Origin of the sequence: Roseovarius halotolerans (genome assembly GCF_900172255.1) — a bacterium.
GTDB lineage: Bacteria > Pseudomonadota > Alphaproteobacteria > Rhodobacterales > Rhodobacteraceae > Roseovarius > Roseovarius halotolerans.
Window position 1 is genome coordinate 314,265 of sequence record NZ_FWFU01000001.1, and the last position, 12,249, is coordinate 326,513.

A 12,249-nucleotide genomic window follows, 5' to 3' on the forward strand; every position below is an offset into this window, starting at 1 on the left:
GTGTCAGTTCATGGCCTGAACGACATTGAAAAGGATCGCCTGGCTGTAGGTTCCATCGGTGCGGAAACGCGGTCCGATGGGCACGGCCCGCAGGTCAAGCCGACGCAGCCAGCGTGACCAGATCGCAGGCACGATACCAATGACATGCGATGCGCCAAGCTCGCGGGCGGTGGTGATCAATTGGTTCACGAGAACCTGCTGGATTTCCATGCGCCGCTGCGCGGGCACATGTTCGGTGATGAACACGCGCGCCGCTTCCCAGACCCTGGGATCGACGGGCGCATCCATGAACAGCACGTCGCGCGGCATGTTTTCGAGGATGCCGCGCTGTGCGTCGCGCAGCATGTAGCTGTAGGTGCCACAACGCGCTGTTGTCGGCGAGAGCCGGATGCCGGCCAGGATTTCGCCGAATTCGTGGACGATGATCCAGCGGCACTGGGGCGTGTCGTACTGATCGAACTCCATGCCGTCGGCTTCGTAGATCTGCCAGTCGAGCTGATCTATGAAAACGCGCTTTCTTGCCTTGAGGTAATTGACCAGAAGCTCCCCGTACTGATGCATGTTCTGAAACGAGAGGCTCGTGGCGCGCACATGCTCTGCCCTCTCGACCTGTCGGTTGGCACGGATCAGGGATCGTTTCTTCTCGCGGCTGCTGACAGCATCGCGGAGCGCTTTGCCGTCGGAGGGCAGTTCGGGAAATACCGTTGCCGCAGAAGTTGTGTCTGATGGAACTCTGAAATTCTTCATGGCCTGCGCCCAAATATGTCTTTTTAGTGGCTATTATGAGACATGGTGGTGCAATTATGCCAGTCCTTTTTCGCGTTGCAGCGACAATTCGCGTGAATTTTTTGAAATTGTTCAACATTTACGCGAGTTGCGCCGTCGGTTGACGATGCGTAAGGCTGCATCTGTAAGGATTCAAAAGGAAAATATGCCGTTCATGCGCATGCACCGCGCCACGCTGAGTCGGCGTGCGGGCATGGCAAGAATGTCGATTCGGAGGAAAAACCGCCAGCGCACCCCCGCTCGAAGCGGGCGGGGGAGAGAGGGAAAACGGGCCGGGCCGGTTCAGGCTTTGCGCGTCAGCATCTTGCGGGGCGGCCAGCTGACGTCGCGGTCGCGGATCTCGTCATTGAAGAGCGCGCGATAGCCGCGTGCCTCGAGATGCGAAAGCTCGTCCTTGAGGTAGAGACTGCCCAGATGTTTGGTCGGAACGTTGTCGAGCGAATGCTCGATATTCTTGGATTCAACGCTTTTCACCGCCGCATGAAGCGCGAAAAGGGCATCGGATGACAGGCGGGGATTGACCTTGACGGGTGTTCCCAGAACGTAGCGGATACGCGATTGCGCGATCGCCTCGCGGGGTTTGACCTGACCCACCGCACGGCGCATCGCCGCCTGAAGCTTGACGTTGAGCAGCGCGTTGGCCGCAGAATAAGCTACCAGGAAGATTCCGCGCCCGCGATAGGAGAACATCGCGTCCATCCCCTTGAGGCTGGCCGAAAGCACCTTGGCGAAGGCAAAGAGCGACTCGGCGAACTGGTCGGCGGTAAGGTTGTCCTGCAACTGCTCGAAATTCGATATCTTCAACGCGCTGACGCAAAAGCGGCGACGACCGCTTTGAGCGCGTTTGACGCAGAAATTTTCGAAGGCGAGGTATTCGACCAGCCGTGGCAGATCCTGTTTCTCAAGCTGGCGGGCAAGCTCTGCGTCCGAGGCCTTAACCGAGCGGGCCTCGACCCGCTGGTAGCCGTCAAAGTGAATATCGGGCTTGTGAAAGGCCAGGTCGGTGCGTTGCCATGTCCGCAGCTTCTCGCGCAGTTCCTGAAAATCGAACGGCTTGTTGAGGTAGTCCGATGCGCCGGCCGCAAAAGCGTTGTCGAGATAATGTTTCTGCGACATCGCGGTCAGCATGATGATCGGCGTTGCCGAGAAGCGCGGGGTGTTGCGCACATTGCGGCAGAGTGTGATGCCGTCCAGTTCGGGCATCTGGATGTCGAACAAAAGGCAATCGAAGGCCGCGTCCTCATGGGTGAGGATGTTCATCGCTTCGATGCCGGACTGCGCCGTGACGATTTCGTGGTTGTCGCTGACTGTCAGAGACCGCTCGATCAGTTCCACGAACGAATCGTCGTCGTCAACGGTGAGGATTTTCATCGGCTGCCCTGTGTATTCTGGAGGATAGAAAAACTGGAACTCGCAACCGCAACGCGCATGCTGCACGCTCGCATCCGAATCTGGATTTTCTTTGCGCAAATTGCGGTAGAACTTAGGTCATCCCCAATGCGAGGGCATCGGCACAGCCGGGGCCGCGCGATGCCAGCGCGTGCCGTATGGCCGCCGGCATGGTCGTTTAAGGGGTTTTTGCAGGGTTTGCACGCAGCTTGAGTTGCATCCACAGGATATTCTGCAAGCACGAGTGGTATTGCGCGGCTATCAGGCGATCGGGAAAAAGAGGCGTGTTCGCACCGCTGTAATTCTACCTTGGGGTGCATGCAGGAGAGCGCCACGCCATAATTTGGTCGATTTCATTTAGTATTGGTTAACGCGTGTGTTGGTGCGCGCCCATCTGCCTTTCTGCTGGGGTGCCGCCGTGGGTTCTGTAGGCAGCCAACTTCGGACCAAACTGGAGGCCGACGGAATGAAGATTCTGCTGGTTGACGATGACGAAAGCATTCTGGCGCTGCTGAAGCAGTATCTGAGCGCGTCCTGCGGACACGACGTTTCGGCCTGTGCTGGCGGCGTTGCTGCGCTGGAGCTGCTGGAACGGACGGATGAGCCGTTCGATTGCTTCATCCTGGACATCCAGATGCCGCAGATCGATGGGATCGTGCTGTGCAAGCGCATCCGTGAGATCCCGCGTTATAGCAACACCTCGATCATCATGCTGACCGCAATGACACAGCTCGATCACCTTGACCGGGCGTTTGCGGCGGGGGCCAACGACTACATCACCAAGCCGTTCGAGCTGGGCGAACTGAGCGCGCGTATCAGGAGCAGCCAGCGTTTCGCCCAAGAGCAGGCCGAAAACGCAGGCGCAGCGGAGGATGCTGAACGTGGGTCGTCGGATCCGCAGGCGACCACGGACCAAGCGTCCGCCGACCTGTCCGAGACATCCGAGGGCAATGCCTTTCTCGATGTGATCGACATTCACAATGTCGACCGGGTCCTGGGCTATACCGCCTTTGAAAATTACATCATGCAATTGCCGCGCTTCGGCATGTTCCTGTCGTCGATCTGTTCGATCCGCATCCTGAACGCCGAAAAGGCCCACAAGCTCTGCTCGGATGAGCAGTTCCAGAAGATGCTCCAGGCGGTGGCCGGGGTGATCTCGGACACGATGAAGCGCGACAGCTGTTTCATTTCCTATCGCGGCGCGGGTGTGTTCCTGTGCATTCAGAACGGGCGCAGCGCGCTTGGTCGCGACGACATCGAACAGCCGCTCAATCGCCGGCTTCAACTGGCGCTGGCGCAGCTTCCGGTCGATGTGCCTCTGGAATTGGCGGTCGGCAAACAGCATCCGCTGCGTTGGGTGACCAAATCGGGCGCGTTGCGGGTTCTGTTCAATGCTGCCCGCAGCGCCGACGAGTCGACCGAAGGGCCCGTGCCCGAGATGCAGCGCGATACCACCCTTGTCGATTTCGAGGAGCGCCGCAACGTGCGCAGCGAACGCGCCGATGGCGCAAGCGGTACCCAATGTTACAAATCGCTGCTCAACGAGCTGCTGGTTGAGGAGGAGGTCTATCCGCGCCACCTCAACAAGATCAGCAAGGGCAACGGCGGCACCTGAATCCGGGCATTTTTGGCATGCGCTTTGCGTATGGCCGCGGCGCGCCGCAGCGGCTATGGATTCTTCATGGAAAGTCAACTTCCGCTTACGCGTGATCTGGTGCTTCTGGGAGGCGGTCACGCCCATGCGCTGGTCTTGCGCAGGTGGGCGATGAACCCTCTGCCGGGGGTGCGCCTGACCCTGATCGAACCGAACGTCAAGGCGCCTTATACGGGTATGCTGCCGGGTCATGTGGCCGGGCATTACGGGCGCGGCGATCTTGAGATCGACATTGTCCGGCTTGCGCAGTTCGCCGGAGCGCGCCTGATAATGGACCGTGCAAACGGGCTGGACCGTGCCGCGCGTCTGGTCATGCTGGAAGGGCGTCTGCCCGTCGCCTACGATCACCTGTCCATAGATATCGGGATCACCTCGGCGGCGAGCGAGATCGAAGGTTTCGACGACTTCGCCATCGCCGCCAAGCCGCTGGGGCCATACGCCGAAATCTGGGAGGATTTCGTGGTGGCGGTCGCGCGGGGGGCAAAACCGCCACAGGTTGCGGTGGTCGGCGGCGGTGTCGGGGCGGTGGAACTGGCACTGGCGATGCATCACAGGCTGACCGGCGTCACGGACAAGCGTCCAGAGATCGACGTATTGGAAGCCAGTCGCGCCTTGCAGGGCACGGCGCCGGGGACGCGCCGCGCGTTGTTGCGCGAGATGGCGCGGGCGGGGATTTCGCTGACCGAGAATGCCAGGATCGCACGGATCACCGGGCATGGCGTCGAAATGGCGGATGGCGGGCTGCGCGCGGCTGCGCTGGTCGTGGGCGTCGCCGGGGCGCGGCCCTGGGGCTGGCTCGAGGCGACAGACCTGCCGCTCGAGAACGGCTTTATCAAGGTGGACGACGGTCTGCGCGTCACGGACGATCCGGCGATCCATGCCGCGGGCGACTGTGCGCATCTTTCGCACGCGCCGCGCCCCAAGGCCGGGGTCTATGCGGTGCGCGCCGCGCCGGTGCTGTTTCACAACCTGCGCGCCGATCTGAGCGGCGGCCGCCGCCGCGCGTATCGTCCGCAGAGGGATTTCCTCAAGCTGGTATCGCTGGGGCGCAAGGCGGCAGTGGCCGACAAGGGCGGGATCGGCCTGCAACTGCCGGGGCTCTGGTATTGGAAGGACTGGATCGACCGGCGGTTCATGCAGAAGTTTCACGACCTGCCCGCAATGCCCGCGCCGGACCTGCCGCGCGAAATGGCCGAAGGTGTGCGCGCCGAAATGTCGGCGCATCCGATAATCTGTGGCGGCTGTGGCGCCAAGGTGGGGCCGGGCGCGCTGATGGGGCTGATCAACGAGCTGGCGCCGCCGGAGCGCGCTGATGTCCTCAGCCGGCCGGGGGACGATGCGGGCGTGTTGCGCATCGGCGGGCAGATTCAGGTTCTGAGCACCGATCACCTGCGGGCCTTCGTCGAAGATCACTGGCAGATGGCGCGGATCACCGCGATCCATGCGCTTGGCGATGTCTGGGCGATGGGGGCCGAGCCGCAGGCGGCGCTGGTCAATATTGTCCTGCCGCGGATGAGCGAGCCGCTTCAGCGCCGCACACTGCGTGAGATCATGGATGGTGCGGGCGGCGTCATGACCGAGGCGGGGGCCGCGATCATCGGCGGGCACAGCACGCAGGGCAGCGAATTGACCATCGGCTTCACGGTGACGGGGCTGAGCGAAGACCGGGCGATCGGGTTGGACGGCGCGCGTCCCGGCGACCGGCTGATCCTGACCAAACCACTTGGCACCGGCGCCATCATGGCGGCGGCGATGCGGGCCGAGGTTGATGGCGACGTGGTGCGTGCGGCCATAGGGTCGATGAGCCGGAGCCTTGCCGGCGATGCGCGCGCGCTGCGCATGGCGCGGGCCATGACGGATGTCACGGGATTTGGTCTTGCGGGGCATCTTCTGGCGATCTGTCGCGCCAGCAGCCAGGGTGCCGAGATCGATCTCGGCGCCGTGCCGTTGTTGCCAGGCGCCGAGCAACTCTTTGCGCAGGGGGTGCGCTCGTCGCTCGACGCGGCGAACGCGGCCTATGCGCAGCCCGCGATTGATTGCGTGGGTGATGCACCAGCGTGGCTGTTCGATCCGCAGACGGCGGGTGGACTGCTTGCGGCGGTGCCCGAAGAGTGCGTCGATGTCTGTCTCGCCGTGCTTGGCGAAGAGGGTGTTGCCGCGAGCGTGATCGGGCGGATCACCGAGGGGCCGCCGCGCATCACGCTGCTCTAGTCACGCGCTGCGCGTGTCAGCGCCTCTTCAAGGTCGGGCAGGGCACGCTGCAAACCGGCATCGTCCAGTGCCGCGATGCCGACATGCTGTTCGGGGCCTTGAGGCTTGCGGCCCCGGGCCTTTGTGTAGGCCGGGTCGTAATGCCGAAGGATCAGCGCCCCGGCCAGCGCCTCGAATTCCCCGGCCGCCGCCATGCCCTGCCACTCATCCACCTGGGCATTGCCACGGATATGGCGCAGCAGGTCGAGTTGCCGGGCGAGGTGGTCGGGGGTCGCGGTGATGTCGCTGTAGGCACGGGCCAGATAGCGGGCGCGCTCGGCAAGGGGGGCGGATATCTCGACAGTCGGGGCGGCGCACATCGCGGACCAGAGTGCAGGCGGCACGATGCGTTGGCCGACCTTGTTCGACTCGGCTTCGATGACGACCGGGCGCGCCGGGTCCATCCCCGACAGCACTTGCGCGAGCCGCCCTTCGAAGAGCTTCTGGCCGGGTTGCCCGCCGGCGACCCCGCCAAGCGCCGAACCGCGGTGATTGGCCAGCCCCTCAAGGTCGATCACCTGCCAGCCGCGCTCCGCCAGAAGCGCCAGAAGCCGGGTCTTTGCAGTGCCGGTATTGCCATCGAGAAGCACCGGGCGGATTGGAAGCGTATTGTCGTAAAGTCGTTGCACGACCAGCCGGCGATAGGCGCGGTACCCCCCATCCAGCACCCGCACCCGCCAGCCGATCTGGTGCAGGATCGTGGCGAAGGCGTTCGAGCGTTGGCCGCCACGCCAGCAATAGACCATCGGACGCCAGCCACCGGGCTTGTTGGCCAGCTCGTTCTGAAGATACCCCGCGACGTTGCACGCCACATAGGCCGCACCGATCTTGCGCGCCTTGAAGCGGTCGTCCTGCACATAGATCGTACCGACTTCGGCGCGCTCGGCATCGCTGAGCGAAGGCAGGTTGATCGCGCCGGGCACATGGTCTTCGGCGAATTCCGAGGGCGAGCGGGCGTCGATCACCGTATCGGCGGGAAGGTCGTTGAGAGACCGGAGATCGGCGAGCGTGAATTTCATGTGCAGCCCTTATCCCAAAGCCCGCGTGAGGGCCAGATCATGGCGATATGCGTCCGACCCGGCAAGGCCATTCAAGGCGGCTGCGGGTATCTGGCCTATTGCCAAAGCACATGCGTTCTGCGCGCCATGTGCTATTGATATCCCGAAAGGCCACAATCAGCGTGAGTTCAGGATGACGTTCGAATTCCCCGACCGGGAGGCCCTTGCAGAGCCGCTCTATGCCAGCCTTGCCGCCGCCATCGAGCGGCAGATCCGCGAAGGCGTGCTGCGCCCCGGAGACAGGTTGCCGACGCATCGGGCGGTGTCGAACGAGCTTGGGCTGAGTGTCCATACCGTCAGCAAGGCCTATGACCGCCTGCGCCAGCACAACCTGATCCACGGGCATGTGGGGCGGGGCAGTTTCGTTGTCGACCCCTCGGCGCGGGACGAGCCGCCCTATGCGCTGAAATCCCAGCGGGAAGATGTGCTGGACCTGGCGATTTCGCGCCCGCTTTACGATGCAAGGCATGACCAGGCCATGCGCCGCACGCTGCGCGAGATGGCGGGCAATGCCGATCCGGCGACGATCCTGTCCTGCCGTCCCAATATCGGGCAGACCGCGCATCGCGCGGCGGCTGTCGACTGGCTGGCACGGTGCCGCCTGAACACCAGCGCCGACCGGGTGCTGCTGACCAACGGCGTGACGCATGGCATGGCGGCGGCGCTGTCAGCGGTGACCGCGCCGGGTGACGTGGTGCTGGCCGACGATGTGACCCATCACCTTATCATTTCGCTCTGCCGTTACCTTGGCCTGACGCTTATCGGGGTGGCGGGAGACGACGAGGGGATGTGCCCGGACGCGCTTGAGCGGGTCTGTCGCAGTCACGATGCCCGTGCGATCGTGACGCTGCCGAACCTGGCGGCACCGCGTGGGGGATTGATGAGCGAGGCGCGCAGGCGTGCAGTCGCCGCGGTGGCGCAAGCCCGCGATCTCGTGGTCATCGAAAACGATGCCTATGCGCAGATCCTCGAGGATGCGCCCGAGCCGATTGCGGCGCTGGCACCGGAGCGCACGATCTACCTGACGACATTCACCAAATGCACCGTTTCGGGGCTGCGCGCGGGTTACATGGCCGCGCCCGCGTATCTGCAATCGGCGTTGCTGAGCCGCCTGCTGGTGTTCTCATGGGCGGCTACGCCGCTGGTCGGTGAGATCGCCACCCGTTGGGTGCGCGACGGCACCGCCGCCGCCCTGGCCGAGTGGCAGCGCGCTGCGCTGGCCGCGCGCGGGCGGATCGTCAACGAGGTTCTGGGCGATCAGAGGCTTCAGGGTCATCCGGGCGGGCTGCACTATTGGTTGACCCTTCCCGAGGGGCGCTCGACCGAGGATGTCGTGCGCAATGCCCGCCAGCTTGGCGTTGCGCTGGCGCCCGCGACTCCTTTTCTGACAGCCCAGGCTCCGGCCCTTGATGCGGTGCGGATTTCCGTGGGCGGCGTGCGCGATGAAACCCAGTTCAGGACGGCACTCGAGCGGGTCTCGATGTTGCTCCGAGCGACGCATGAAATCGCCTTTCCTCTTGAATACTGACATTTGTCATGCGTCAATTATTGGTTTGACATGCAATACAATGCGTCACACGCTTCCAGTGCATTTTATGAAACAGGGAGCAAAGTAATGGCGAAATTCATGACCAACACGTTCGCAGCTGCGGCCGCCGTCGGTGTCATGGCCATCACAGGCAGCATGGCAAAGGCCGACACCTGGCGCTACGCGTTCGAGGAGGCCATCGACGAGGTGCAGGGCGTTTTCGCCCAGAAGTTCAAGGAAGAGATCGAAGCGAATTCCGACCACGAGGTCCAGCTTTTCCCCTATGGCACCTTGGGTGAATCGGCGGATATCATGGAACAAGCCCAGGCCGGCATCCTGCAATTCGTGGACCAGAGCCCGGGTTTCACGGGTTCGCTGATCCCGGAGGCGCAAGTGTTCTTCGTGCCATATCTGCTGCCCCAGGACACCGAGAAGCTGAGCGAATTCTTCCGCAGTTCCAAGGCGATCAACGAAATGTTCCCCGAGCTTTACGCCCAGCAGGGCCTCGAGCTTCTGGTGATGTTCCCCGAAGGCGAGGTCTGCATGACCACGCAGGAGCCCGTCAAAGGGCCGGATGACCTCAACGAGGTGAAGTTCCGCGTGATGACCAACCCGCTTCTGGTGGAAAGCTACAAGGCGTTCGGCGCCACACCCACGCCGCTGCCCTGGGGCGAAGTCTATGGTGCACTGCAGACGGGCATCATCCAGGGTCAGGAAAACCCGATGTTCTTCATCGAGTCGACCAAGATGTATGAAGTGACCGACGTCATCACCTGCGCGGGCCACAACAACTTCACCACGGCCGTGATGGCGAACCAGCAGTTCTTCGACGGCCTTTCGGCAGAAGATCAGGAGATGGTGCAGGCGGCGATGGATACTGCCTTTGACCACATCATCGACTATCAGAGCGGTCTGCACGAAGAGAGCATCGAGAAGATCAAGGAAGCCAAGCCCGACATGCAGGTCAATGTCCTGAGCGAGGAAGAGCGCACGCCCTTCGTCGAAGCGGCTGCAACGGTCGAAGAGACCTTCCTTGAGATGACCGGGGATTCCGGCGCCAAGATTCTCGAACAGCTCAAGGCGGACCTTGAAGCTGTCGAAAACTAAAGACAGGGACCGGCGGCCGCCATCGAAGATGGGGCCGCCGGTTTACTTTACCCACATCACATTCAACATCATCGCGGGGCCTGGACAGGGATGAACGAGTCTCAGACACAGTCGCAAACCGACACCACCTCGACGGATGACGCATCCTTCAAGGACTATCAATCCACGCTTCCCGGCGTTCTGGGCACGTTGGACAATCTGATCAGCAAGATCGAAGCCATCGTGCTGGCGGCGGGTGTGCTGCTGATGGCCGCGAATACGATCGCCAACGTGGTCGGGCGCTTCGTCTTTCAGAACAGCATCTTCTTTTCCGAAGAGCTGAACCGCATTCTCATCATCATGATCACCTTTGCCGGCATCAGCTATGCCGCGCGTCAGGGCCGTCATATCCGTATGTCGGCGATCTATGACGCGCTGCCCGGAAAGGGGCGCAAGATCATGATGATCATCATCGCGGTGGTGACGGCGGTCTTCATGTTCGGGCTTTGCTACTACTCGTTCAACTACATTCTCACTCAGGCGGGACGGGGCCGCGTGCTGCCGTCGCTTCAGATCCCGGTGTGGATCACGCTGGTCTGGGTGCCCTTCGGGTTCTTTATGACGGGGATGCAATATGCGCTGACTGCCATCAAGAACATCATTGAAAAAGATACCTATCTCTCGACCGCCGTGCTCGAAGGATATGACGACGACGAGATGGAGGTCTGAAAGATGGCACTGACGATTTTCTCGATCATGATCGTGCTCCTTCTGCTGGGTTTTCCCATGATGATCCCGCTGATCGTGGGGGCTTTCGTGGGCTTCTTCTCGCTGTTCGGCGGGATGAGCCAGCTTGAAACGATGATCCAGCAGATCATGGCGGGCATCCGGCCCGCCTCGCTGATCGCGGTGCCGATGTTCATCTTCGCCGCCGATATCATGACGCGCGGGCAATCGGCCAACCGGCTGATCGACCTGGTGATGGCCTTTGTCGGGCATCTGAAGGGTGGGCTGGCGGTATCCACTGCGGCGGCCTGCACGATGTTCGGCGCGGTCTCGGGGTCGACCCAGGCGACGGTGGTCGCCATCGGTTCGCCGCTGCGTCCACGGATGCAGAAGGCGGGCTACAAGGACAGTTTCATCCTGGCGCTGATCGTCAATTCGTCGGATATCGCCTTTCTCATTCCGCCCTCGATCGGCATGATCATCTATGGCGTGGTGTCGAACACCTCGATCGCCGAGCTGTTCATTGCAGGGATCGGGCCGGGGCTGCTGATCCTCGTGCTCTTCTCGTTCTATTCCTGGCTTTATGCGGTGCGCCACCAGGTCCCGACCGAACCCAAGACAAGCTGGCCCGAACGCATGGCTGCCGCGCGCAAGGCGCTTTGGCCGCTGGGGTTCCCGGCGATCATCATCGGCGGAATCTATGGCGGTATCTTCAGCCCGACCGAGGCCGCCGCCGCCTGTGTGCTCTATGCGCTGATCCTTGAAGTCATCGTGTTCAAGGAACTCGACCTTGCCGGGGTCTATGACACTGCCAAGTCGACCGGGCTGATCACGGCGGTGGTGTTCATCCTTGTGGGCGTTGGCGCGGCGTTTTCCTGGGTGATCTCGTTCGCACAGATCCCACAGCAGATCCTTGGCGGTATCGGCGTCGACGAGATGGGTCAAATCGGTGTTCTGTTCGTGATCTCGATCGCCTTCTTCATAGGCTGCATGTTCGTCGACCCGATCGTGGTGATCCTGGTCATGGTGCCGATCTTCGCGCCGGTGGTGAACTCGGTCGGGCTTGACCCGGTTCTGGTGGGCACGATCGTCACCTTGCAGGTGGCCATCGGATCGGCCACGCCACCATTCGGTTGCGACATCTTCACGGCCATCGCCGTGTTCAAGCGCCCCTATTTCGAGGTCATCCGCGGCACGCCGCCGTTCATCTTCATCCTGCTGTCGGTGGCGGTCGCGCTGATCTTCTTCCCGCAGATCGCGCTGTTCCTGCGTGACCTTGCCTTCGCGAAGTAGTCAGGAGACCCTTATGTTCAAATCTATACTCGTTCCCTTCGATGGCTCGCCCAATGCCGAGAAGGCGCTGGATATGGCCATCGACATGTCGCACGAATGCGGCGGCAAGGTCACCATTCTGACGGTCTATCGGCATCACTCGATGCTCGAGGCGTCGCTGTCGATGGTGCGCCCCGACGATCCGGGCAATATGGACGACATCATGCGCAACCATGCCAAGGAGGTCGCCGAGCGCGCCAAGAGCGTCGCGCAGGAGGCCGGGCTGACCGAGACACGCGCCTTCGTCAAATCGGGGCCGACATCGCGCACCATCGTCAAGTTCGCGCAGGAACATGGGATGGACCTGATCGTGATCGGCAGCCGTGGCATGGGCTCGGTCGAGGACTACCTTTTGGGCAGCGTTTCGCACAAGGTCACGGGCCTTTCGCGAATTCCGGTGCTGGTGGTCTGACCGCACCGAGCGGTGCTCGACAGATGCA

At 62.2% G+C, this 12,249-nt stretch carries 10 protein-coding genes; 7 read left to right on the forward strand and 3 right to left on the reverse strand.

Annotation, left to right across the window (positions count from 1 at the left end; translation table 11 throughout):
• Positions 1-3: 3 nt before the first annotated feature.
• Together ROH8110_RS01565 and ROH8110_RS01570 are read right to left on the reverse strand one after the other, a co-directional pair.
• Positions 4-747, reverse strand: a complete 744-nt coding sequence (locus ROH8110_RS01565) for an acyl-homoserine-lactone synthase (RefSeq protein ID WP_085816026.1) — start codon at positions 745-747, stop codon at positions 4-6.
• A gap of 321 nt (positions 748-1,068) precedes the next feature.
• Entirely contained in the window at positions 1,069-2,157 is a 1,089-nt protein-coding gene (locus tag ROH8110_RS01570) for a response regulator (protein ID WP_085816027.1), read from the reverse strand.
• A 484-nt stretch (positions 2,158-2,641) separates the two neighbouring features.
• Here ROH8110_RS01570 and ROH8110_RS01575 point away from each other — a divergent pair, with 484 nt between their 5' ends.
• A complete protein-coding gene (locus ROH8110_RS01575) occupies positions 2,642-3,790 on the forward strand; it encodes a response regulator transcription factor (protein WP_085816028.1) in 1,149 nt (382 codons plus the stop codon).
• A gap of 66 nt (positions 3,791-3,856) precedes the next feature.
• Complete coding sequence (gene selD / locus ROH8110_RS01580) at positions 3,857-6,040, forward strand: selenide, water dikinase SelD (protein WP_085816936.1); 2,184 nt, start codon at positions 3,857-3,859, stop codon at positions 6,038-6,040.
• On the opposite strand, the gene mnmH is transcribed toward selD, so the two are convergent.
• Positions 6,037-7,098 (reverse strand): tRNA 2-selenouridine(34) synthase MnmH, encoded by a 1,062-nt coding sequence (gene mnmH / locus ROH8110_RS01585; RefSeq protein ID WP_085816029.1) that lies wholly within the window; start codon positions 7,096-7,098, stop codon positions 6,037-6,039. The two genes, selD and mnmH, sit on opposite strands and share 4 nt — an antisense overlap.
• 172 nt (positions 7,099-7,270) lie before the next feature.
• Here mnmH and ehuR point away from each other — a divergent pair, with 172 nt between their 5' ends.
• The 5 genes from ehuR to ROH8110_RS01610 all read left to right on the forward strand — a co-directional run bounded on the left by ehuR (position 7,271) and on the right by ROH8110_RS01610 (position 12,221).
• Positions 7,271-8,665, forward strand: a complete 1,395-nt coding sequence (ehuR, locus tag ROH8110_RS01590; RefSeq protein WP_085816030.1) for a MocR-like ectoine utilization transcription factor EhuR — start codon at positions 7,271-7,273, stop codon at positions 8,663-8,665.
• Between the two features lie 87 nt (positions 8,666-8,752).
• Complete coding sequence (locus tag ROH8110_RS01595) at positions 8,753-9,772, forward strand: TRAP transporter substrate-binding protein (RefSeq protein ID WP_085816031.1); 1,020 nt, start codon at positions 8,753-8,755, stop codon at positions 9,770-9,772.
• Between the two features lie 90 nt (positions 9,773-9,862).
• Complete coding sequence (locus ROH8110_RS01600) at positions 9,863-10,480, forward strand: TRAP transporter small permease (protein ID WP_085816032.1); 618 nt, start codon at positions 9,863-9,865, stop codon at positions 10,478-10,480.
• Between the two features lie 3 nt (positions 10,481-10,483).
• Entirely contained in the window at positions 10,484-11,770 is a 1,287-nt protein-coding gene (locus tag ROH8110_RS01605) for a TRAP transporter large permease (RefSeq protein WP_085816033.1), read from the forward strand.
• 13 nt (positions 11,771-11,783) lie between these two features.
• Positions 11,784-12,221 carry a universal stress protein gene (locus ROH8110_RS01610; RefSeq protein WP_085816034.1) on the forward strand — a complete coding sequence of 146 codons (438 nt, stop codon included), beginning with the start codon at positions 11,784-11,786 and terminating at the stop codon, positions 12,219-12,221.
• Positions 12,222-12,249: the final 28 nt, after the last annotated feature.